Raw genomic sequence first — 22260 nt, forward strand, 5'->3', positions numbered from 1 at the left:
CTCTCCTATGACCCGGTTTCAATCTGACCTCTTACGCGTCCTCGACGAGCGTGGTTTCATCCACCAAATCACCCATCCAGACGCCCTGGATCAGGCCGCCAAGCAGGGGACTGTCACCGGTTATATTGGGTTCGATGCCACCGCGGACAGCCTCCATGCCGGTCATCTGACCCAGATCATGATGCTGCATTGGCTGCAGCAAACAGGACACCGCCCGATTGCCCTGATGGGAGGCGGGACGACAAAAATCGGCGATCCGTCGGGGAAAGATACGCAACGAAAGCTGCTCGACGATGCGACGATCGCGGCGAACATCGCCGGTATACGGCAGTCCTTCGACCCCTTCTTGCAATTCGGCGACAGCGGCAATCAAGCCCTTATGGTGAATAATGACGACTGGTTGTCGAGCCTTGGATATATCCGTTTCCTGCGTGATTTCGGTGTCCATTTCACTATCAACCGCATGCTGACATTTGACTCGGTCAAACTGCGACTGGACCGTGAGCAGCCGCTGACCTTCCTCGAATTCAACTACATGCTCATGCAGGCCTATGATTTTTTCGAACTCAATGAGCGGTATGGCTGCACGCTTCAGATGGGCGGATCGGATCAATGGGGGAATATTGTCAACGGGGTCGAACTCTGCCGCCGGATCGCAGCGGCCGAAGGGGCCGAGGGCAGTAGAGATGTGTGCGGTCTGACCACACCGCTTCTCACCACCGCCTCGGGCAAGAAAATGGGCAAGACGGAAAATGGCGCCGTATGGCTCAACGCCGATCGCCTGAGCCCTTATGAATACTGGCAATATTGGCGGAATGTCGAAGATGCCGATGTCGTCACGATGCTGACCCGGTTCACGACCCTTCCCCTCGACGATATTCAGCGCCTTGGGGCATTAGGCGGCGCGGAAATCAACGAGGCGAAAAAGATCCTTGCCACGGAAACAACGGCCTTGCTGCACGGAAGGGAAGCCGCCGAGGCGGCTGCCGAAACCGCCCGACAGACCTTTGAGCAAGGCGGGGCGGCGGACGACCTGCCCAGCGTCACCGTCGCTGAGGCCGCCCTTGCTGCGGGCCTCCCCCTCTTCGAGCCGTTCACCGAACTTGGGTTGATCAGCTCAAAGAGCGAAGGACGACGTCATATCAAGGCGGGGGCCCTGAAGGTGAACGATGCCCCAGCGACGGAGGAATTTTCCCTCACCCCAGAGTATTTGATCGATGGGCGGATCAAATTGTCGATCGGTAAAAAGAAGCACGGCCTGGTGGTGATGAGCTCATGAGCGACACGGTGGTCCTGACATGGTCGGGCAGCGAAACGGCCCTCCAGTCCCTCGAACAGGGGCTGACCCATATCCTTTATCCCCCTGCCGAAGCCGTATCGCTGACAAAAGACGACCCCACGTCAGACGATGCGGAAAGTGGCTGGCGATTGGAGGCGTATTTCGCGCTTCCCCCCGATCTCGACCAGATCGCCGCACTGACCGCGCCTCTCCCCCTCGACCCCTGGGAGGAGGAGCTGCTTGAGGACCGGGATTGGGTGTCCCACGCGCTGGAAGGCTTGGGCATCGTCAAGGCCGGCGCCTTTGTGCTGTTCGGTCGCCACGATGCGGACAAGGTCAATGCCGAAGACGGACTGCCGCTTCAGATCGAGGCCAATCGCGCCTTTGGAACCGGTCACCATCCGACCACGGCAGGCTGCCTCGAGGCTCTCACGGCGCTCGCGAAAGGCGAACCACGGCGCCTTCTCGACCTCGGCACGGGGTCGGGGGTGTTGGCCATCGCCGCCCGTCGGTTATTCCCCGAAGCGCGCATCGTCGCCACGGATATCGACGCGCCCTCGGTGGCGATCGCGGCTGAGAACGCGGCGCTCAATAAGGCGCCGGGCATTGTTTTTCTCGAAGCCACTGGGGTGCCCCAAGAGGTGGCGGAGGAAGGGCCTTTTGATATCATCCTCGCCAATATTCTCGCCGAGCCTTTGATCAGCCTAGCACCTGCCCTTGCCGCGGCCCTCGCCCCCACAGGACAGATCGTTCTGGCGGGATTACTGGATCGGCAGGAAGACGGTGTGACGGCCGCCTATGGCCGCGAAGGGCTTACCCTCAAAGGCCGCTTCGACGGCGGGACGCCGACATGGCCGACCCTCCTCCTCTCTGCCCGCTCCGGAGGATGACGACGTCATTGCACGGCTGACGCCTCGCCTCGGCTCCCCCCCCCCTGAAAAGGCCCTAGGGGCGACGCGCAGCGTGGACCAGGGCCCCGCCAAGGCCGGCTTGAAGCGCCAGGAGAAACGTCTTTAGGGAAAGAAAAACGAGGGTGAACAGCACACCGATCCCGCCCTTGAGCCAAAGGGTCAGATCCCCGTCGGGAACGAAGGCTTCGTAGCTGGAAATCAGATAGGCCGAGCCCGCCTGGATATTGGCGAAAATGACCATGATGGCGATAAAACTGACCCATAAGGTCGCGAAGCTGATCACCGCATAGAGGGCAACAATGGCCATCAGTGAGAAGACATTGATCCCCGCCGACAGACCGAGGGCCGCGCCAAGGGCTCGCCCCTGGTCCGGGCGGTGGGCCGCCACGAGATAGGGATAGGCAAAGAGCCGGAGGATGACATAGCCGGCGACGAGGACAATCGGGATCGCGACGATCAGCTTCGCCGTCCCAAAGGCGATCCCGAAGCGCAAGAACCACATGTCGATGGCGCCCACCAACGCCCCGGAGGCGCCGAAAGCGGGGGCGGTGTCGATCGCATGCAGGCTCCCGGCCTCGAAACTCGAAACCTGCTGTCCCAGCAGCGCTCGCAGCGGTCCGCCCAGACCGTGACCAATCACCGAAATCAGCGCGCCCGCAACGATCAGCACGACCGCAAAACTGCCTGCCGCCGCGAGAACATATTTGAGATGTCGGGGACCGAAGGCGAGGTGCATGAAACGGTGATGGGGAACCTCGCCAGCCGCCGCATAGCGGACCAAAGGCACCATGACGCTCGCATAAAGAATGACGGCGATCAGCAGTCCCCCCCCAAGAAGAGGACCGAATGGGGGAGAGAATCCGGTCGCGGCCCCTTGCGCCAGAAACGTCGTGAACTGGGTAATCGGGCCTGGCTGCAATTGAAACTGGAGGGCCAGGGGCCGTTCCTGCTCAACGAGCCCCATTTGGATCATGACGAAGTCAAGCAGGAAGAGAAGCGCCACCGGCAGCCAGCTCAGTCGCAAGACGGTGCCGAAATGGCCGACCGCAAAGCCAAGGGCCTCATAGATCACGCCCATGACCGATAGTGTCGGTCGCCCCATATCCGCCCCCAAACCGCAGCCCGCACTCCCTCGAACGGTAGGACGGTGACCAGTCGCTGTCTATGACGAAGGCAGATAATGCGAGGGGGCATCGATGGCGATGCCCCCCTATGCCCGCTAATGCTCGTTAGAAGGCCCGTTAGTCCGCCGCCGGTGCCGGCTCGTCTTCGCCGGGATCCTTCATCAATTCCTCACGGCTGACCGTCGTCTCGGAAATCTCCGCTTTCTCGATAATGTGGTCGATGACCTTGTCCTCGAACAGCGGCGCGCGGATCTGGGCCAGGGCGGCGGGGTTCTGCTGCAGGAACTCGATCACTTGCTGCACCGGAACGCCAGCCTGCATGGCTTGCATCTGAATTTGCCGCTGAAGGTCCTGATCGGGCACGGTGACGTTCGCTTCCTTGCCGATTTCGGCCAGGACAAGACCAAGGCGGACCCGACGCTCGGCAATCTTGCGATAGTCAGCTTTCAGATCGTCCTCGGACTTTTCCTTGTCCTCCTCGTCCCGCTCGACATTCTCAACCTGTGACCAGATCTGGTTGAACTCCGCCTCGACCATGCCCGGGGGCAGGTCGAATTCGTGCTGTTCATCAAGCAGGTCCAGAATATCGCGTTTGAGGTGAAGGCGCGACTGAGTCTCGAACCGGCCTTCCACTTGCTCGCGCACCCGCGCCTTTAATTGGTCGAGGTCCTCCATACCGAGGGACTGGGCGAGTTGATCGTCGACCGTCGCCTCCTTCGGCGCTTTCACCGCATGGACGGTGATGTCGAAAGTGGCCTCTTTGCCCGCCAGGTGCGGCGCCCCGTATTCTTCGGGGAAGGTGACGGTGATGGTCTTTTCCTCGCCGGCCGTTACCCCGAGCAATTGCTCCTCAAACCCAGGAATGAAGGATTGGGAGCCCAGCACGATGGGGACATATTCGCCCGCTCCGCCGTCAAAGGGCTCGCCATCGATTTTGCCGACAAAGTCGATTTCGAGCTGGTCGCCATTCTCGGCCGCGGCGCCTTCGTCACGGGCCGCATATTGGGTATTCTGCTCGGCGATCTTCTTCAGTTCCTCATCGACTTCGTCGTCAGGAACTTCCGTCACCTTCTTTTGGAAACTCAGCCCGTCGATGGCGATCGGCTCGAAGTCGGGAAGCACCTCGACGTGGATGTCATATTCAAGATCCGCATCGCCCTCGATGACCTTCTCGATGATCCCGTCTTCAAAGTGCGGATGGGGCGGCATGGCGGGGCGGATCTTGGCGTCGCCAAAGGCTTTTTCCTGCGCCGCAGCCATTTCTTCCTGGATCAGTTCGGACATCATGCCCTTGCCGTACATCTTCTTCAGGAAAGACAGCGGCGCCTTTCCCGGTCGAAATCCTTTCAGATGAACCTGGCCTTTCACTTCCTCGAGCTTGGCATCGAGGCGTGTGGACAAATGCGTCTGGGGGATGACGACGTGGAATTCTCGGCTCAGCCCCTCAGCGGACTTCTCAGTGACGTTCATGGTGACCCTTTGGGCAACAACGCCGATCCAGATGGACGGCTGGGAAAACGGAAAGCAAGGCGGTTAGCGGTGCCTCTTCAGGGACGCAAGGCCGGGACGCGGCATGGCGGCCACTAATTCGGGCCAGTCGAGCGTAAACCGGACTTAAGGACGTTTCGGCGACACTCAGCGAAAGGACGGCCGGAAGCAATTATCGATGATCCTCTCCCCGCCCGCACTGCGCCTTGGCGATCGTGCATTTCCCATCTTCCCCGCCAAAGGGGAAGGGGGGATGATGATGAGCCTCGCTATCCTGGGGCTCAGCGGCCTACTGGCGGCCCTTTATCTTCCCGCAGGGACCTATATCGTCGATGAGGGAACCTATGGGTATCTTGCCCGCCGGGTCCTTGAGGGCGGGCGCCTCAATCTCGACATTCAAGACCATCATACCGGCCTCATCACCTATGCGAATGCAGGGGCGATGGCCCTGTTCGGCGACGATCTGCTCAGTTTGCGGGTCCCCCTCGCGGTGATGATGGTTGGCCAGACGGGCCTTGCGATGATCCTGCTCGCCCGCTTGCCTGCCCCCTACCCGCTCCTTGGCGGCCTGGTCGCCATGGCATTCAGTTACGGGGTGTGGATCAACCCCAACCCCAGTTGGTATGCGGTCTTTTTGAGCTTCGGTCTGGCCGCCCTGCTGACAACAGAGGGCCGTCTCGGCGTCCTGCCATTGGCCTTTGCCGCGGGGGTCGTCGTCGGGGTGATCTTCGGATTTCGTCAATCGACGGCCGTCTTTCTTGCCCTCGCCGTGTCCTGCCTCATCTTTCTGGTTCCCGCCAGGGACGCCGCCGCCCCTCGCCCCCTGGCGGCGACGTGGCCCGCGCGCGGGATTTTCGTCCTCGCCGCCGGGCTGATCGTTTATTACGCGCTCGCCAACCTGCAGAGCGCAGGGGCGGTGTTTTTCGCCTTGGGCCCCTTGGCCATCGTTCTGGCCTGCGCCCGGCGCGTCACCCTGGGCCCCGTCGAGACCGCCTGCCGCCTTGCCGCCCTCTGCCTGGGGGGGACCGTCGCGCTTTTGCCCTTGGTCGCGATCCATCTTGGCCAAGGGAGTTTAGGGCCCTGGCTCCACGACATTCTCATCGCCCCCCTGACCTTGATCGACCTCCCCTTTTTTGATGACGCCTCCTACTGGCTGCTGCCGCTTGCAGGCCTCGCCAGCCTTGCCGCCGGGGATCCGATGGGGCTTGTCATCTTCGGGTTTTGGACAAGTCTTCTGCTTGCGCCGCTGCTGGTCTCGGGCCTCGCCGCCGCAGCGATTCTCCGTGGCCAGATAGATGTCAAAACGCTCAGCCTCCCAATCATTGCGGGATTTCATGGGCTCGTCGCCGCGCATTACGAAATCCCCGTCTATCTGCTGCTCACCCCCGCTCTATCCCTGACGGCGTTGATCGCAATTGCGCCCCGTCGCTGTCGGGCCGCCGCCGCGGCCCTCGCTAGCTTCTGTGCCGGCATCGCGCTTCTCTTCGTCGCTGGACAGCCTCAGGCCGCCTCCCTCGCCGATCAGGCCCGCCTTCGTCCGACCGTCGCGGTGCCAATGGCGCTGGCGGGGGCACTCGGGGGCGAAGGCATCGTTCTGCCCGCCCATCTGGTGTCTCAGGAAGCCCAGACGGTCGCGATGATTACGGCCTGCACCGATCCCGGCGAAGCGATCTTCGCCGCCCCGATGAGCGGACATCTCTACTATCTCGCGGACCGGCCCGCGCCCTTCCGATATTGGGGGACGGCCTTCGGCTTGACCGATGAGACGGCCATCAAGACGGCGATCGCCCAGCTGACCGGACCCAAGGCCCCCGCGATGATCGTCCTCGATCCGCAAGACAAGTACCGCACCGCGGCCCTCGACACGGTGCTCGCCGAAAGCCTGCCGTTCTACACCCCCCTCGGCGCCATCGGCGCCCGTCGCCTTTACCTTCATTCCCGCCGCGCCCCGCGCGATGGCTGTCGCCTGATGGAAACCCCATGACCACCGAACGCCCGACCCTGACCCTCGTCATCCCCGCCCACAACGAAGCGGAGGGGCTCGGGCATCTCGTCGATGCCCTCGATCATACGCTGCGCCATGTCACCGATTACGAGCTTCTCGTCGTCGACGATGGGAGTACGGATAACACGGCCGGCGTCTTACGCAGTCTTCGCGAAGCGTGGCCGCATCTTCGCTACGTCATCCTGTCGCGCAATTTCGGTCACCAGGCCGCCGTGAGAGCGGGGTTGAGCCGCGCCAGGGGCCGGGCCGTGATCGTGATGGACGCCGATATGCAACATCCGCCATCGGTCCTTATCGAGATGATTTCGGCGTGGCGCAGCGGCGCGGACGTCGTCCATGCGGTGCGCCGATATGGGGCAACCATCCCCCTTTTCAAACGCCTGACCTCGGGGCTCTATTACCGCCTCCTCAATCTGATCAGCGATGCTCGATTGGAAACGGGGGCGGCGGATTTCTACCTTCTCGACGAGCGGGTAGTCCAGGATCTGAACGCCCTCACCGAACAACATTTGTTCTTACGCGGCGTGATCCCCAGCCTTGGATATCGGCGGCGGACCGTGCCCTTTACCGCCGGCGACAGGTCGACCGGGCAGTCTTCCTATAGCTTGAAAAAAATGCTGCGCCTTGCCCGTGACGGCGTCCTGTCGACAAGCGTGAAACCGCTGCGGATCGGCGTTTTGTTGTCGAGCCTCGTGGGCGGCGCCGCGGCGCTTTACGCCGCCTATGCCCTTCTCGTGGCGCTCCGCGGCGAGGCCCTGCCGGGCTGGACCTCGATCATTTTGGTGGTGTCCGTGATCGGGGCCATGCAGCTTTTGACCTTAGGGATCATCGGTGAGTATCTCGGCCGGGTCCTGGCCGAGGCCAGGGGCCGCCCTTCCTTCTTGATCGCCGATGACAGTCTCGACGCCGATCGCCATGTCGCCGCCCTCAGCGATGAGCCGTCCGGTCGGGAGGATGGTCCCTTTCGCGTTGAGGATGGGTCGTGATGAGCCTCCTTGCCACGCTCTTCGTCTACACCCTGCTGTCGGTGGGGGGATTGGCCATGGTCAAATCCGCGTCCGATATATGGTCGGTTCAGTTCATGGCGGGATCGACCCTCTACGGTCTCGGCTTTCTTATCTGGTTCGGTATCCTCCTTCGCGCGTTACCGCTCTCGGTCGGGTTCCCCATCGCCGCCGGCTCCCTGATCGTCGGCACCCAAATCATGGGCGCCTTTGTCCTGAACGAGACCCTCTCGCCCCAACACCTCATCGGGATCGCGCTGTTGATCCTCGGGCTTGCGGTTCTCGTCGCCGGGGGGGAGCGCCCCCTGCCCTGAAGGCGAAAGACCGGCGCGACCGTCGACGCGCCCTCCCATTGCGGGGCGAGCCAATCAGGGGGCATCGGCGCCAGGGAAGAAATCGCCCTTGAAACCCGCGACCAGCTTCGCCATACACCCCTTTCTGGTCCGCACCGGTAGCTCAGCTGGATAGAGTACTTGACTACGAATCAAGGGGTCGGGGGTTCGAATCCTCCCCGGTGCGCCATTTATTTGCGCTATCGCTTCGCTACTTGAGCGCGGCATTCCCTTTTGCGCTATCGCTTCGCTAGGTGAGCGCTGGTTTGGTTCGCGGTCAGTCCTCTCATCCGCGCCCATCCCGAAGCCTTGCCCATCCTGCGTGCGGAGGGGCGGTTCGGCTCCGACCAGCCCCTCGACAACCGCTACGGACCGGTTCGCGAAAAACCCTATGAGGGGGCTCATTCCTGGCAAGCCGCCCCGGCGCCGAAATCAGCACCCTGACCCCCCCTGAATAGACGAGTGGCCCAAATTTGTCTTTTCGTCCCCTTTCGAAATGGGCAACCACTTCGCCTTGGCGAGCGGACGCGCTAAGGCGACCCCATGAAGTTTGCCCTGATCCCGATGCTTGTCCTTTCCTTGGCCCTTCAGGAGGTCCCCCGATCGATCAATTGGGGCGCGCTTGTCCCCGCCGGGGATGAGGCGGCAAGTGCCGGCGACCCAACCGAAATTTCTCACGATACGGTGGGGAAGCAGTCTGGATCGGATCGTCCGGTCCGTTCGCTTGATGGTGAATATATCAGGATGCCGGGGTTCATGTTGCCCCTCGACTACACCGAAGAAGGCATGGTCACGGCCTTTCTCCTCGTGCCATATTACGGGGCGTGCATCCATGTCCCACCGCCCCCACCGAACCAGATCGTTTTTGTGAAAACCGAGGCTTCGCCCGTCCGGTCGAAAGGGTTGTGGGATCCCGTGTGGGTGACCGGGACCTTGCTCGTGGCCCCCTATGACAATGATTTGGGCGACGCGGCCTACACCCTCACCCTCGACAAAATTGAACCCTATACTGAGGATTGACGAGTGTCGCTCGATTGACACAAATGATCGCTAATCCTTTGACACATTCAGATCTTGCCGGGCTTTCCTATGGTTCTTGCCGTTATCGCCGCTTCCGCTCTCGCCATGCAATCGGCCAGCGTGTCCCCCGCCGGTCCGACCGATTGGGTCGCCCAGGGCGAGGCTGCTCTTGAAGCGGCGAAAGCGGTGACGCCAAGGGTCGGTCGGGCGAAAAACGCCATATTGTTCATTGCCGATGGTATGGATGTCACGACCATTACGGCGGGGCGGATCCTAGCCGGACAACAGCAAGGGAAGCTGGGCGAGGACCATGTGCTCGCCTTCGAGACGCTGCCCTTCACCGCCCTCTCCAAGACCTATACGACCAATATGCAAACGGCGGACAGTGCGGGGACCGCCACAGCGATGTTGAGCGGGCACAAGACCAAGTCCGGCGTCATCAATGTCGACCAGACCGTCCCACGGGGCGATTGCGCCGCAGCGGAGGGGAAGGCGTTGACCTCCCTAATGCATGTAGCCGCGGCAACCGATCGACAGGTCGGGGTGGTCAGTACAGCGCGCTTGACCCATGCGACCCCCGCCACCGTTTATGCGTCCAGCGCCGATCGAAATTGGGAAGCCGATCGCGACCTCCCCGAAGAGGCGGACGGCTGCACCGATATTGCGACGCAATTGATCACTGCCGCACAGTCTTTTCCGATCCGCGTAGCGTTGGGCGGTGGACGGCGCAATTTCCTGCCGCAATCCTCCGTCGACCCTGAATATGACGACAAGACCGGGGCACGCGAAGACGGTCGCAATCTGACGGCTGAATGGACGGCAATCGCTCCGGGTTATCTCTATGTGTGGAACGCAGAGCAGTTCGGTGCCCTGTCCCCCACCGAAGAGGGCGCCGTCCTGGGCCTCTTTGAACCTAGCCACATGAATTACGCCGTTGATCGTCAAGACGATGCCGCGGGGGAACCCTCACTGAGCGAAATGACAAGCTTCGCCATCGACAAGCTGTCACAGCATGAAGAGGGATATTTCCTTTTGGTCGAAGGGGGGCGGATCGACCACGCCCACCATGCCGGCAATGCCGCCCGCGCGCTGAACGATCTTATCGCCTTTGATGCGGCCATCGAGACCGCCCTGCAAAAGGTCGATCTCGACGAGACACTCATCATCGTGACGGCAGATCACGGACACACTTTGGTGCTTCAAGGCTACCCCCACCGCGGGAACCCCATCCTTGGCCTGGTGCGGAGCGTAAACGGCGCTGGGGCGCCCATCGACACACCTTTTCCCGGCGGGGACGGAAAGCCCTATACGACCCTCGTTTATGGTAATGGTCCGGGGTCGCCCTTTGCCCGCCCCTCCTCCGACCAGGCGATTGAGCGCCAGTTCGTGACCGATGACGAGGCGCAGGCCATCGACTATCGTCAGCAATCCATCGTGCCTGGGGGGTCCGAGACCCATGGCGGCCAGGACGTGACGATCCATGCGGTCGGGCCTCAGGCGCATTTGATCCGCGGAACGGTCGAACAGAACTACATCTATTACGTCATTCGAGACGCCCTGACCTATCAGGCCGAGTAAGGGCCAGACTGGCTGTCCTCAAGCCGGATCGATCGGAGGGGGCAATGTCTCTCGATTGGTGTTCGGACAGTCCTTACCCCAATCGGGTCCTACATCGCATCAGGACGCTCTAGAGCCGTTTCAGTTCAACCCGAGTGAAACGTCTCTAGATCTTTGTTTTCGCCATTTCTTCACGCGCACCGGGGGCCATTTGCGGTGAAAATGTCTAGGCGCGAAAGCCGGCCATGGCCGTGAAGCTCTCGTCATCGACCTTGCTTGCGAGCGACAGACCCGCGAACCGCGATCGGAATTGGCCGGCTGATTTCTCCGATAACCGGACACTGATCACGCGATGACCGACCTCGCCGGTCTCGACGATTTCGCGAATGTCCCCATGGGCATGGAGCCAGGCATCCGCAGCCCCATCCGCAGGTCCAAGCCGTACGTGAAACAGGGTGTAATCCTGGGTCAAGAGATGGTCGATCGCGCCGAACAGACCCTCAAGCCCCTCTCCGCTATGCGCACTCACGGCACTGACGAGTGGAGACAAGAGCGTTGCCTCCGCGAATGTCGATCGGTGCGCTGCCGTGAGTACTGCTGTATGCTGATCATCGGGACTAAGGAGGTCAATCTTGTTCCAGACCTCGATCACCTGCTGGGGACTGTCCTCATCGATGCCCAGCTCCCCCAGGACGGAAAGAACGTCGAGACGCTGGGCCTCATGCTCCGAATGGGAAATATCGCGGACGTGAAGCAGGATGTCCGCCTCGAGAACTTCCTCAAGCGTCGCCCGGAAAGCGGCAACCAGATCCGTCGGCAGATCGGAGATGAACCCCACCGTATCGGACAAAATGGCGCGCCCCACGCCGGGCAGATCGACCGCCCGCATGGTGGGGTCGAGGGTGGCAAAGAGGAGATCCTGCGCCGTCACCCCCGCCCCAGTCATCCGATTGAACAGGCTCGACTTTCCGGCATTGGTATAACCGACCAGGGCGATGACGGGATGGGGGGCCCTTTTGCGCTTCGCCCGTTGCAGGGTTCGGGTCCGGCGCACCTGTTCCAGCTGCGCCTTCAGCCGGTCAATTTTCCCCGCCAGAACCCGGCGGTCCGCCTCGATCTGCCGCTCCCCCGGCCCCCCAAGAAAGCCCGCGCCGCCGCGCTGACGTTCAAGGTGGGTCCAGGACCGGACCAGCCGAGACCGCTGATAGGTCAAATGCGCCAGATCGACTTGCAGGCGTCCCTCTTTGGTCTGCGCCCGCTCCCCGAAAATTTCGAGGATCAGCGCGGTTCGGTCGAGGACCTTGGCCTGCCAAGCCCGCTCAAGATTGCGGTGCTGAACCGGCGTCAACTGGGTATTGACGACCACTAGGCCGGGGGAGGGATCGGCATTGTCGATCAACTCCCCGATTTCCTTAACCTTGCCTGTCCCGAAATAGGTCGCCGGGCGGATATCCTGAAGACCCACGCCTAGGGCGTCGGTCACTTTGAGTCCAATGGCAGCGGTCAGGCCAACGACCTCATCGAGACGCTGGCTTGCGGTGCGGGAAACAGTGCCTGCGCGGCTCCAATCGGGGTGAATGACGATGGCATGATGGAGCGAACCTTCTCGTTTGGGGGGCTCGTCCAGAAAATCCACCAAATCAATCGTCTCCGTCTTCGTCGATCCGCAGATCGAGGGGTTCGCTCGGCATTATCGTCGATACCGCGTGTTTATACACGAGTTGGGCTTGCCCATCACGTTTTAGCAGCAAACAGAAATTGTCGAACCAGCTAATTGTTCCTTGAAGCTTCACGCCATTGACCAAAAAGATGGTCAAAAACGTTTTCGACTTCCGAGCTTGGTTGAGGAAAATATCTTGAAGGCCTTGTTTTTTCTCAGTCATTATCGCTGACCCTAACTTTTCGGGTTATCTTGTGCATTGCAACATCATACCAAATGCGTGCCACCGCAAGCCGCCAGGCGCATTATCCCATCCAGAATCGTCGACTGAGCATCATGAGGAACACCACAAGCTCCAAACGCCCCGAGATCATGGCGAAAACCAGCAGAACACGAAGGCTGGGATCGAAGATCCGATAATCGGCGGTCATCAGCGGCGCGTATTCGACAATCGGCCCGACATTGGCGAGGACGGCCACGGCTGTGGCGGCGGAAACTTCGAGGGAATGGCCGTAAAAGGCGACGGTGAGCACCACCGCCGCCAAGAGTAGCGCAAACGCCATCGTATGGATCCAGATGCCAAGCTCGTTCGGCTCGGAAGGCCGCCCCAGAACCGCCCCGGGGTGAGTGATCCGCCACAGCTCATCTCCCGTGCGACGAATGGCGACCATCCATCTTAGAATTTTTATCCCCCCCGCCGTCGACACCGCCGCGCCCCCGATCACCGCGCTGACGAGCAGCGGCGTGAGGGGCGGCACTTCGCCCAAAGTGGGCCCATTGGTCGACAGAAGAGAAATCGCGTTGAACGCCTGGGCGCCCAACCGGTCGAGATCCCCGGCACCGGTCGCCACCCAAAAGAGCAAGGCGACAAACGGCAAGACCGCGAGGAACGCCAGGGTTTCCTTGTCCCCGGCTGCGCCCAAACGACGTGCTCGGCCCAGCAACATCCCGGAAATGAGGAGGAAATTCACGGCCCCGAGCAGCATCATCGTCGCGGCGACATAGACGGCCCCATCGGGATAGGCGCCAATCCCGTTTGCGGCGGGGATGAAGCCCCCCGTCGCAATCAAGCTCATCGCCATGGCAAAACTGTCGATCACCGGGACACCGACGAGCACAAACGCCACCCCACCCCCCAGGGTCAGCCCGACATAGACCGGGAGAAAGGCGCGGAAGGCATGGTCGAACGCGCGCAGGAACGACCCACTCTCCCCGCGCGCGAAAGGCGGGACAATGGTTGAGACCCCGATGAATTCGGGCCGCACGAATACCGCGGCCGCCGTCGCCAATGAGATGAGGCCGCCAAGCCATTGTAACGAGGCGCGGTAGATCACGTCATAGGCGGTGGATCGCGCAATGGGGTCGGACAACCACCCCCCGGTCGTGGTGAGGGCCGACACCGCTTCGAACCATGCATCGCCTAAGGTTTCGCCATCCACCATCAAAGGGATCGAGGCCGCGAGCGGTAAGAACGTCCAAGCGATCACCAGCGCCAAAAGAAGCTCTCGCAGGCCGTTTCTGACCATCGGTCTTGGATCATATCCGCGATCGGCGGACAGGCAGAGAACTGCGACCGTCACCGAGGCAAAAAGGCCAATAACGTATCCGCCAAGCGATCCGTCCGCCGCCAGCGCCGAAAGAAGGGCGGCAGGCAACATGGCCGTCGCAATGCCGAAATGCGCATAGGCGGTGAAGCGGAGAACGGGACCGATACGCATGGATAACTGGACTAAAAATATTCGATCCCGACGCGGAACATTTTTTCCACGGCGGCAACGGTATCGCGCATGGCGAAGAGGATGACCCGGTCTCCCGGTTGGATGACCGTTGTGGGATCGGGAAGAAGGATCTTCGCGGCCCGTTCGATCGCGCCGATCACGACCCCGCGAGGCAGGGCGGCTTCTCGCAAGGGAATGCCCACAAGATTGGACGTCTCAAGAGCCACCGCTTCGATCAGTTCGCCTTGCCCCTCAAACACGGAGTAAACAGATTTGATCCGCCCCCGCCTGACATGCTGGAGGATCGTCGAAATCGTGATCGAGCGAGGATCAATAACCCGGTCGATGCCTACGGAATGGGCCAGCGGCCCATAAGCCGCCTCGTTGATTAGAATATTTGCGCGCCGCGCCCCCTCCCGCTTCGCGACGATCGAGGCGAGCAAATTGGTTTGATCGGAATTGGTGACCGAAACGACGGTCTCGGCATTGGACACCCCCGCCTCGCGCAGGATCTCCCGGTCGAGACCATCGCCCTGCAGCACAATCGTCCTTGAGAGGCGATCGGCGATTTGCGAGGCGCGCTCTTGTTCTCTTTCGATCAGGCGAATCTTCACTTGGCCGAGCCGTTCGAGGTTTCGGGCAACATCGAACCCGATATTCCCCCCGCCGATAATGATCACGCGCCGCGCCTGGCTTTCCTCTTGACCCAGAATACTGATGACGCGATCGACATTATCGCGGGCACAAACGATATAGACGCTATCCCCTGCCTGTAGCTGATCGTCCCCGCTGGCGCAAAAAAGGCTCCCGCCACGATCCACCGCCACGACGGTCATCATCAAATCGGGAAACAACTCCCGCACCTGGTCGATCGGCGTTTCGAGGATTGGGCAATCCTCGCCGAGCCGAAGCCCAAGGGCCCAGACACGCCCGTCCGAAAAGCTCTTGATATCGAACGCCCCGGGGGTCGTCAGTCGTTGCAGTACCGCATCGGCAACTTCACGTTCCGGGGAAATAATCACATCGATGGGAATATTGTCGCGGCTGAAAACATCCGCATATTGCGTTTCCAGATAGCTCTGCGCCCTGATCCGCGCGATCTTCGTCGGGATCGAAAAAAGGGAATGGGCGATCTGACAGCTGACAATATTGACTTCGTCGGAGGCGGTGACGGCGATGACCATGTCCGCCTCTTGGGCACCGGCTTCGCCCAACACGTCCGGATAACTGCCCGAGCCGACCACACCGCGCACATCAAGGCGCTCAGAGACCTGCTGGATTAATTTCGCCGAGCGGTCGATCACCGTGACATTGGCTTTTTCCTGAGCCAATCGCTGGGCGATCCCGTACCCAACCCTGCCCGCCCCGCAAACGATTGCGCGCATGTGGTGCCTTTCGCGTTAGAGTGTGTGGTTCTGCGCGGGTTTTGCCCGAAAGAAAAGGGCGAGAGGCGCCCCCCTCCCCGTCACGCCGCAAAGGGGTCCTTCACCAAGATGACATCCTCCCGCTCCGGCGATGTCGAGACCAGAGAGACGGGACAATCGATCATTTCCTCGATCCGCCGCACATAGGCGATCGCCGCGTCGGGCAGATCCGCCCAACGACGCGCGCCGACTGTACTGTCTGACCATCCGCTTAAGGTCTCGTAGATCGGCTCCAGCCGGGACTGATCGGTGACCCCGGCGGGCATGTAGTCGATCTCTTGCCCATCGATCCGATAGCCCGTGCAGACCTTGAGTTCCTCAAGGCCATCAAGCACGTCGAGCTTGGTCAAGGCGATCCCATCCACACCGGAGATCCGCAAGGACTGGCGCACCAAGGCCGCATCGAACCAGCCGCAGCGCCGTTGGCGGCCGGTGACGGTGCCAAACTCTCGCCCCCGCTCCCCCAGTCGCTGGCCGACCGCATCGTGCAGTTCGCACGGGAACGGACCGCTGCCCACCCGCGTCGTGTACGCCTTCACAATGCCCAGCACATAGCCGACCTGATTGGGCCCCACACCAGAGCCTGAGGCGACCTGACCGGTCACCGTGTTCGAGGAGGTGACATAGGGATAGGTGCCGTGATCGATATCGAGGAGAACCCCCTGAGCCCCTTCAAACAGGATGCGCTTTTCGGTGCGCCGCACCTCATCCAATAGCCGCCAGACCGGTCGGGCAAACGGCAACAGGATGTCGGCCGCCGCGGCAATCTCGTCGATCAAGGCATCCCGATCCAAGGGCTCCACACCAAACCCAGCCCGCAGCGCATTGTGGTGGGCCAGGAGGCGGTCGACCTTCATTTCGATGGCGTCACGGTGAGAAAGATCCCCCACCCTGATCGCACGCCGCCCCACCTTATCTTCGTAGGCGGGACCGATCCCACGGCCCGTCGTGCCAATCTTGGCCTCCCCCGCCGCGTTCTCCCGCAACCCGTCCAGGGCCCGGTGAAAGGGAAGGATGAGACAGGCATTGTCGGCAATAGCGAGCTGTTGGGGGGTGATCGTCACCCCTTGCGCCCTGAGGCGATCGACCTCGGCCGAAAAGGCTTCGGGATCGATCACCACGCCATTGCCGATCACACTCAATTTTTCCCCGCGCACGATCCCCGAGGGCAAGAGGGAGAGCTTGAAGACCTCGCCATCGATCACCAGCGTATGACCGGCATTATGCCCGCCTTGGAACCGGACCACGACATCCGCCCGGGCCGATAGCCAGTCGACTATCTTGCCTTTGCCCTCGTCCCCCCATTGGGCGCCGATCACCGCACAATTCGCCATGACGGTCCTCTCCATATTTCGTCGCGAAAGCGCGAGACAATAAGCTTCCGCGCCCTGAGCGCAATGGCTGACCGACGGCTTTCCAAAGCTTATCCCAAGCGCCAGGGGCGATTGCCTTTCCCCAATACCGATCGCAAAGCGATTTGTGATGTCGAGGATCTCTCCACCCCTTGCGCCCGCAGGCGCCCCAACGCGCCCGGCTTTGACCATTGCCCCCAAGCCACGGGACTGGGCACTGCTGGTCGGCGTCGTGATCCTGGGCGGATCCGCCTTCAGTGGGATCCGCGCGGCCCTGCTGAGCGCCGCCCCCCTGACGGTGGCCGCCGGACGGTTATGGGTCGCCGCCTTTGCTATGGCGATCATCATGCGCGTCGCGGGGGAGCGGTGGCCCGCCTTGATCGACCAGGGACGGCTCAATCCCCTATGGGGATCGGCCATCGCCATTGGCCTGATCGGCTATTCGATGCCGATGACGATGTTCCCCCTCGCCCAGCTCACCGTCCCCTCGCTCCTGGCGGGCATTTATATGGCGTTTATGCCAATCGCGACGGTTATTCTCGCTGCCGCGTATGCAGACGAACCGCTGACCAGGGGAAAGATGATCGGCACGGCCCTTGGCTTTGCCGGGGCCCTGACCCTGATCGGTCCGGCGGCCTTCAGGAATATTCTCGCAGCCGATGTCGTCGCACAGCTCATGTTATTGGCGGCCACGCTGGGCTACGCCATTGCCGCCGTCCTGCTGCGACGGGCGGCGCCGCTTGCCGCGCTCAGCTTCACCTCGATGATGCTGATCGCCGGGGCGCTTGGGGCCAGCCTCCCCGCCATCCTGATTGAGCGGGGCGATGGCCTTCCCACCCTGCAAGGGGCGGCCGCGATCGTCTATCTGGGCCTGTTCCCGACGGCCTTGAACGGCCTCATCATCACCCTGATGGTGAGAAGCGCCGGGGCGGGCTTTCTTGGGCTCGCCAATTATTTCACCCCCTTCGCAGCCATCGGTTTTGGCCTCGTCCTGTTCAACGAAGCCCTGCTCGCCAATCATCTTGCGGGATTGTTCCTGGCCTTGGCCGGGGTCTTTGTGGCGCAACCCCGCCCCCTCCTCACCCTCTTCAAATGGCTGCAGGACCGACGCGGCGTCTGACGATCTTTAGGCCGAGAGGAATGGCGCCGTCACCACCCTTACGCGAACCGGGGGCCACTTCGCTTGAAAAGGCTCAGTCTAGGTCGACGAGTGGCTCGCCCCCACAGCGATCGCCCCGGCCAGCTTCTCATAGGCCACATTGATCGTCGCCATGCGGTGCTCGGCGATTTTGACGAGGGCCGGCGGCACCCCCCGCGCGGTCAACGCATCGGGGTGATGCTCCTTCACGAGGGCATGATAAGCCGCCTTGATCTCGGCAATCGTCGCATGGGGCTCGACCCCCAAAATCACATGAGGATCATCGCGTTCAAAGCCCAAATGGGCGGCCTTGATCCGCCGCCAGCCACAGGGGCCGACCCCAAACGCGTCCGCCGCCTCCCGCAAGAGATCAAGCTCGGCGGGATGGGCGACCCCATCGGCAAGGGCGACATAAAACAGACAATCAAGCACGTCTTCGAGGATCGCCGGTTCGTCGCGGAATAGCCGTCCCACCTGGCGCGCATAGGAGGAAAAGCCCGCCACATCCTCCATCGCCAGACGGAAGACGGTCATGACATTGCGCTCTTCTTTCGGCGGATAGGTAAAAAAGGACCGAAACGCCGCCAGTTCGGACTCGCTGACGGCGCCATCGGCCCTGGCCATTTTGGCTGACAAGGCGATGAGCGCGATCGAGAAAATGGCCGCGTCACGCTTTCGCCGACGGGCCTCCATCGCCGCCATGATGGCGCCGAGCGTGCGGTCCCGCGCTTCGTCGAGGAGGGCTCCAATGCTTTCCCATAAAGTCATGAGACTGGGGTAGCGAGCCCCCCCGAATTTGTAACCTAAGTTTCTCTCAATTCGCTGTGATCGGCGCTGACCCGCCAGATGACGTCAGCGCCCGATCACGTCAGCGCAAGATCAGCTCATCAATTTCAGTTCACCAGCCGACGACCGGCCACGACGATCCTGAACCATCTCATAGGAGACGCGCTGATTGTCATCGAGGCCCTTCAATCCGGCCTCCTGCACCGCCGAGATGTGCACGAAGACGTCCTGCCCACCCTCATCCGGCTTGATGAAACCGAAACCCTTTTCGGCATTGAACCATTTAACCGTACCAGTCGCCATATCGGCGCCTCCTTACCCAAGACCCGCATCGCCCCACCATGAAGCGTGTCGGAATAGAAAGTCAGATCGGGCAGGAGTCGTGTGGCGTTACCGCCGATAGTCCATCGCCAAACAGTCTTTCAGTAAGCCCCCTATAGGCGACCTCGCAGATACCCGCAAGAATTGCCTGACACGCTGGCCCGTGGAAAATGACCGCGGCACAGCCGGCCCATGGGCATTTAGGGGATTATCGACGACGCCTTGGCGCTCTCTCCCATTTTCGGGCACAGGCGCTCAGGTCGGGCAAGCGCCCCTAGCGCTCAGACCGCGCGAAGGTTTAGCGGTTTTCCCGCAGGAGACGCTGCTTTTGCCGAGACCAATCCCGCGCCTTTTGCGTATCCCGCTTATCATGCAGCTTTTTGCCTTCGGCGAGGGCAATGGCCAGCTTGGCGATCCCCCGGTTATTAAAATACAGCCGGAGGGGCATGATCGTGAAACCTTTACGCTCCACCGCTCCCGTCAGGGTACCAATCTCTCGCCGAGAAAGCAGCAGCTTGCGGGGGCGCTTTTGGTCGTGATTTTCGCGATTGCCGGCGGAATAGTCGAGGATCGTGGCGTTGATGAGCCATATTTCCGTGCCGTTCGGCCCCGCCTCAGGCGAGCAATAGCTCTCCGCGATGTTCGCTTTGCCCTCCCGCAACGCCTTCACCTCCGTCCCGGTAAGGACAATTCCCGCTTCCACCGACTCATGGACATGATAGTCGAAACGGGCCCGACGATTCTCGGCAATTGTCTTGTTATGGGGATCGGATTTTCCGCGGGGGGCCATGGGGTGTGCGCTCGGGTGATAACGGACCAAGCCACGGGATATAGGGCGCGGTTCTCTTCGATCCAAGATCCGCGCCCGCATTGAGAAGGCCCCGGGGAGGGGTCAGGCGACCAAACTCCTTATGCCTTCTCTAAAAATGGGCCTGCGTGAAAGGGCCTCAGGCCGCGAGGTCGACATCCACCGTCTCGACCACGGTATCGAGAGCGGCGTCGCCGAAGGTCAACAGCCCTTCGAGGATATCGAGGCCGGTATCGACCACCTCTTCGATAATATCGGTCGCTGTATCGAGGGTTTCCTCGACGAATTCGAGCTTTGCATCGGTCACGTTCTCGATGAAATCAAGCGTGCTTTCGATGAACTCATCCCCGACGGTCGAGTCCTGACCGAACAGGAAATCGAGGGCTTCTTGGGTGACCCCCTCGGTAAATTCGAGGCTATCCTCGATAAGGCCGCCGGCGAAATCGACGGCAAATTCCACGCTGTCGTCTTTATATTGAATAACGGTCTCGAAGACTTCGGATTTATAGTCGATGGTCGATTCGATAAACATGTTGTAGTCGAGGGATATCACCGACTTCACGATGTCCCCTAGAGACTCAAAGGTGGTTTCGATGAGGCCCTGTGCCGTATCGAAGGTCATCGAAAGGAAATCGAAGGTGATTTCCAACGCCCCATCGATAATCTCAATCGCGCCATCGATGACGGCGACGACGACATCCGTGGCGATATCGAACACGCTGGTGACTGTAGACGCTAATTTATTGAAAAGACCCATTTTTCTCTCCTCTTGCCAAGGGGAACCCGATCCGGCCCTCACCCTGAGTGCCTGTATCGAGCGTTTAATCTCCCTTGTCCCGCTCTATTCGCAGTTGCAACAAAACCCGTTAACCGCGGCCTAGTCACCTGCCCCCATCGGCTTAGATGAAGGGCTGAACAAAACATCGACCAAGACCAATTGAAATAATCCGAACAAAAAGTCAGGAGACAGAATAGAGTGGACAAGACCGCCAAGGACCGGGACTGGCTCGATGAAGCGTTTGCGCGCATCGCGATAGATGATGAAGGTCGCGCGTGTAAAGATATTCCGGCGTCCGCATGTCATGAAGAATCGAGCAATTTCTTCCTACATGCCGCGTCGTTATCCCTAACCAAGAGTGGAGATGGATTGATCGACCCCAAACTTGTCCTGAGCTGGCTATTGACGGCGCATGGGGCGCCGGCAGTGACGGTGGGCCTGCTCGTGCCGATCCGCGAATCCCTTGCGCTCCTCCCGCAATTGTTCACAGCCGGGATGCTGCGTCGCCTCCCCAAGCGAAAATGGGCCTGGGCGATCGCCTCGGGGGTCGAAGGTCTTGCCGTCCTGGCCATGGCGATGGCTGCCTTCTTCCTGAGAGGTCCCCTATTGGGATGGAGTATCGTTGGGCTATTGGCGGTCTTCGCCCTTGCCCGCAGTGTTGCGTCAGTGACGTATAAGGATGTTCTTGGGAAGACGGTCGATCGGTCCCGCCGTGGCCGGGCCACCGGATTTGCCAGCTCGGCGGCGGCGATCAGCGTCATTGTCTTCGCTGTGCTTCTCTTTTCAGGACTCGTCGATCGGATGACCCTGGTGCTGGCCGGCCTGATCGTTGCGGGGATTGCGTGGATCCTTGCGGGCCTCTTATTCACCCGGCTGACCGAAGCGCCCGGGGCGACCGAGGGCGGGGCCACCGCCATCAAAGAAACGATCCGCCAATTCTCCTTGCTGCGAGAGGATCCCCAATTGTCGCTGTTCATCACCGTTAGGGGGTTACTGACGGTGACGGCCCTCGCCCCGCCCTTTATGGTGGCCGCAGGATCGGTAGGGGAACAGCCATACAATTCCCTTGGGCTCCTCGTCCTTGCCTCCGCGAGCGCAAGCTTCGTTTCGGGCTTTGTCTGGGGGCATCTGTCCGATCAATCGAGCCGCCGTGTGCTCTTCTTATCGGCGGCGGCGGGCGGTCTTATTCTCACGGCCACCAGCGCCGCTGCGTTTTTAGGGCTCCTCTCCACAATGGCGGTCCTTCCCCTCTTACTCTTTATATTGATGATTTCCTATGAAGGCGTTCGGGTGGGCCGGTCCACACATCTTGTGGACATGGCCAGTGAGGAGACCCGCGCCGCCTATACGGCATTGTCGAACACCCTCATCGGCGTCGTTCTGGTGCTCGGCGGCGCCTTTGGCGGCCTGATGAGCGTCACCGGGCCTGCAACCGTTTTAGCGGTCATGGCGGGACTTGCCCTCGCGGCCGTACCGCTGGCCATGCGGCTTGAGGATGTTCAGCAACGCTGAGCCCCCTTGCTTGCGACACAATTCCGCGAGGGGTCGAGGGGAC

The 22260-nt window shown here is 61.2% G+C and carries 20 protein-coding genes and 1 tRNA gene; 10 read left to right on the plus strand and 11 right to left on the minus strand.

Annotation, left to right across the window (positions count from 1 at the left end; translation table 11 throughout):
• Positions 1 to 7: 7 nt before the first annotated feature.
• Both tyrS and PB2503_RS11325 read left to right on the plus strand, forming a co-directional pair.
• On the plus strand, positions 8 to 1279 hold the full coding sequence (gene tyrS / locus PB2503_RS11320; RefSeq protein WP_013301394.1) for a tyrosine--tRNA ligase: 1272 nt from the start codon (positions 8 to 10) through the stop codon (positions 1277 to 1279).
• Positions 1276 to 2169: a 50S ribosomal protein L11 methyltransferase gene (locus PB2503_RS11325; protein ID WP_013301395.1), complete on the plus strand. Its 894-nt coding sequence runs from the start codon at positions 1276 to 1278 to the stop codon at positions 2167 to 2169. The genes tyrS and PB2503_RS11325 overlap by 4 nt, the downstream gene beginning before the upstream one ends.
• A 55-nt stretch (positions 2170 to 2224) precedes the next feature.
• On the opposite strand, the gene PB2503_RS11330 is transcribed toward PB2503_RS11325, so the two are convergent.
• Both PB2503_RS11330 and tig read right to left on the minus strand, forming a co-directional pair.
• On the minus strand, positions 2225 to 3292 hold the full coding sequence (locus PB2503_RS11330; protein ID WP_013301396.1) for a hypothetical protein: 1068 nt from the start codon (positions 3290 to 3292) through the stop codon (positions 2225 to 2227).
• A gap of 139 nt (positions 3293 to 3431) precedes the next feature.
• On the minus strand, positions 3432 to 4784 hold the full coding sequence (gene tig, locus PB2503_RS11335) for a trigger factor (protein WP_013301397.1): 1353 nt from the start codon (positions 4782 to 4784) through the stop codon (positions 3432 to 3434).
• A 196-nt stretch (positions 4785 to 4980) separates the two neighbouring features.
• On the opposite strand from tig, the gene PB2503_RS11340 reads away from it, so the two are divergent.
• The 6 genes from PB2503_RS11340 to PB2503_RS11365 all read left to right on the plus strand — a co-directional run bounded on the left by PB2503_RS11340 (position 4981) and on the right by PB2503_RS11365 (position 10741).
• A complete protein-coding gene (locus PB2503_RS11340; RefSeq protein ID WP_013301398.1) occupies positions 4981 to 6786 on the plus strand; it encodes a hypothetical protein in 1806 nt (601 codons plus the stop codon).
• Complete coding sequence (locus tag PB2503_RS11345) at positions 6783 to 7793, plus strand: glycosyltransferase family 2 protein (protein ID WP_013301399.1); 1011 nt, start codon at positions 6783 to 6785, stop codon at positions 7791 to 7793. Before PB2503_RS11340 ends, PB2503_RS11345 begins: the two co-directional genes overlap by 4 nt.
• A complete protein-coding gene (locus PB2503_RS11350) occupies positions 7793 to 8125 on the plus strand; it encodes a DMT family transporter (protein WP_013301400.1) in 333 nt (110 codons plus the stop codon). Before PB2503_RS11345 ends, PB2503_RS11350 begins: the two co-directional genes overlap by 1 nt.
• Before the next feature lie 131 nt (positions 8126 to 8256).
• Positions 8257 to 8333 (plus strand) — tRNA-Arg (locus PB2503_RS11355).
• Between the two features lie 353 nt (positions 8334 to 8686).
• Positions 8687 to 9163 carry a DUF3299 domain-containing protein gene (locus PB2503_RS11360; protein WP_013301401.1) on the plus strand — a complete coding sequence of 159 codons (477 nt, stop codon included), beginning with the start codon at positions 8687 to 8689 and terminating at the stop codon, positions 9161 to 9163.
• A 69-nt stretch (positions 9164 to 9232) separates the two neighbouring features.
• Positions 9233 to 10741, plus strand: coding sequence for an alkaline phosphatase (locus tag PB2503_RS11365; RefSeq protein ID WP_013301402.1), 1509 nt, complete (start codon positions 9233 to 9235; stop codon positions 10739 to 10741).
• 205 nt (positions 10742 to 10946) lie between these two features.
• Here PB2503_RS11365 and hflX read toward each other — a convergent pair whose 3' ends face one another.
• The 5 genes from hflX to PB2503_RS11390 all read right to left on the minus strand — a co-directional run bounded on the left by hflX (position 10947) and on the right by PB2503_RS11390 (position 16856).
• Positions 10947 to 12356, minus strand: a complete 1410-nt coding sequence (hflX, locus tag PB2503_RS11370) for a GTPase HflX (protein ID WP_013301403.1) — start codon at positions 12354 to 12356, stop codon at positions 10947 to 10949.
• 4 nt (positions 12357 to 12360) lie between these two features.
• Positions 12361 to 12606 carry an RNA chaperone Hfq gene (hfq, locus tag PB2503_RS11375; protein ID WP_148235272.1) on the minus strand — a complete coding sequence of 82 codons (246 nt, stop codon included), beginning with the start codon at positions 12604 to 12606 and terminating at the stop codon, positions 12361 to 12363.
• 79 nt (positions 12607 to 12685) lie between these two features.
• A complete protein-coding gene (locus tag PB2503_RS11380) occupies positions 12686 to 14098 on the minus strand; it encodes a potassium transporter TrkG (protein ID WP_013301405.1) in 1413 nt (470 codons plus the stop codon).
• A gap of 11 nt (positions 14099 to 14109) precedes the next feature.
• On the minus strand, positions 14110 to 15483 hold the full coding sequence (gene trkA / locus PB2503_RS11385; RefSeq protein ID WP_013301406.1) for a Trk system potassium transporter TrkA: 1374 nt from the start codon (positions 15481 to 15483) through the stop codon (positions 14110 to 14112).
• Positions 15484 to 15563: 80 nt separating this feature from the next.
• Positions 15564 to 16856 (minus strand): adenylosuccinate synthase, encoded by a 1293-nt coding sequence (locus PB2503_RS11390; protein WP_013301407.1) that lies wholly within the window; start codon positions 16854 to 16856, stop codon positions 15564 to 15566.
• 202 nt (positions 16857 to 17058) lie between these two features.
• Between PB2503_RS11390 and PB2503_RS11395 the strand changes: the two genes are divergently transcribed.
• Positions 17059 to 17994, plus strand: a complete 936-nt coding sequence (locus PB2503_RS11395; protein WP_013301408.1) for a DMT family transporter — start codon at positions 17059 to 17061, stop codon at positions 17992 to 17994.
• A gap of 78 nt (positions 17995 to 18072) precedes the next feature.
• Here the strand turns inward: PB2503_RS11395 and PB2503_RS11400 are convergent, their stop codons facing one another.
• The 4 genes from PB2503_RS11400 to PB2503_RS11415 all read right to left on the minus strand — a co-directional run bounded on the left by PB2503_RS11400 (position 18073) and on the right by PB2503_RS11415 (position 20684).
• Entirely contained in the window at positions 18073 to 18780 is a 708-nt protein-coding gene (locus PB2503_RS11400) for a TerB family tellurite resistance protein (RefSeq protein WP_013301409.1), read from the minus strand.
• 111 nt (positions 18781 to 18891) lie between these two features.
• Entirely contained in the window at positions 18892 to 19101 is a 210-nt protein-coding gene (locus tag PB2503_RS11405) for a cold-shock protein (RefSeq protein ID WP_013301410.1), read from the minus strand.
• 316 nt (positions 19102 to 19417) lie between these two features.
• Positions 19418 to 19909 (minus strand): SsrA-binding protein SmpB, encoded by a 492-nt coding sequence (gene smpB, locus PB2503_RS11410; RefSeq protein WP_013301411.1) that lies wholly within the window; start codon positions 19907 to 19909, stop codon positions 19418 to 19420.
• Between the two features lie 157 nt (positions 19910 to 20066).
• Positions 20067 to 20684, minus strand: a complete 618-nt coding sequence (locus PB2503_RS11415; protein WP_013301412.1) for a hypothetical protein — start codon at positions 20682 to 20684, stop codon at positions 20067 to 20069.
• Positions 20685 to 20903: 219 nt separating this feature from the next.
• On the opposite strand from PB2503_RS11415, the gene PB2503_RS11420 reads away from it, so the two are divergent.
• The gene (locus PB2503_RS11420) at positions 20904 to 22217 is read left to right on the plus strand and encodes an MFS transporter (RefSeq protein ID WP_013301413.1); all 1314 of its coding nucleotides are present in this window, start codon (positions 20904 to 20906) and stop codon (positions 22215 to 22217) included.
• Positions 22218 to 22260: the final 43 nt, after the last annotated feature.

The sequence above is a fragment of the Parvularcula bermudensis HTCC2503 genome (assembly GCF_000152825.2).
GTDB classification, from domain to species: domain Bacteria; phylum Pseudomonadota; class Alphaproteobacteria; order Caulobacterales; family Parvularculaceae; genus Parvularcula; species Parvularcula bermudensis.

Coding starts and splice junctions, on each gene's coding strand:
- tyrS (WP_013301394.1), top strand. CDS start 8: ATGACCCGGTTTCAATCTGACCTCTTACGCGTCCTCGACGAGCGTGGT.
- PB2503_RS11350 (WP_013301400.1), top strand. CDS start 7,793: ATGAGCCTCCTTGCCACGCTCTTCGTCTACACCCTGCTGTCGGTGGGG.
- PB2503_RS11365 (WP_013301402.1), top strand. CDS start 9,233: ATGGTTCTTGCCGTTATCGCCGCTTCCGCTCTCGCCATGCAATCGGCC.
- PB2503_RS11340 (WP_013301398.1), top strand. CDS start 4,981: ATGATCCTCTCCCCGCCCGCACTGCGCCTTGGCGATCGTGCATTTCCC.
- PB2503_RS11405 (WP_013301410.1), bottom strand. CDS start 19,101: ATGGCGACTGGTACGGTTAAATGGTTCAATGCCGAAAAGGGTTTCGGT.
- PB2503_RS11330 (WP_013301396.1), bottom strand. CDS start 3,292: ATGGGGCGACCGACACTATCGGTCATGGGCGTGATCTATGAGGCCCTT.
- PB2503_RS11360 (WP_013301401.1), top strand. CDS start 8,687: ATGAAGTTTGCCCTGATCCCGATGCTTGTCCTTTCCTTGGCCCTTCAG.
- smpB (WP_013301411.1), bottom strand. CDS start 19,909: ATGGCCCCCCGCGGAAAATCCGATCCCCATAACAAGACAATTGCCGAG.
- PB2503_RS11325 (WP_013301395.1), top strand. CDS start 1,276: ATGAGCGACACGGTGGTCCTGACATGGTCGGGCAGCGAAACGGCCCTC.
- tig (WP_013301397.1), bottom strand. CDS start 4,784: ATGAACGTCACTGAGAAGTCCGCTGAGGGGCTGAGCCGAGAATTCCAC.
- trkA (WP_013301406.1), bottom strand. CDS start 15,483: ATGCGCGCAATCGTTTGCGGGGCGGGCAGGGTTGGGTACGGGATCGCC.
- PB2503_RS11415 (WP_013301412.1), bottom strand. CDS start 20,684: ATGGGTCTTTTCAATAAATTAGCGTCTACAGTCACCAGCGTGTTCGAT.
- PB2503_RS11400 (WP_013301409.1), bottom strand. CDS start 18,780: ATGACTTTATGGGAAAGCATTGGAGCCCTCCTCGACGAAGCGCGGGAC.
- PB2503_RS11390 (WP_013301407.1), bottom strand. CDS start 16,856: ATGGCGAATTGTGCGGTGATCGGCGCCCAATGGGGGGACGAGGGCAAA.
- PB2503_RS11380 (WP_013301405.1), bottom strand. CDS start 14,098: ATGCGTATCGGTCCCGTTCTCCGCTTCACCGCCTATGCGCATTTCGGC.
- PB2503_RS11345 (WP_013301399.1), top strand. CDS start 6,783: ATGACCACCGAACGCCCGACCCTGACCCTCGTCATCCCCGCCCACAAC.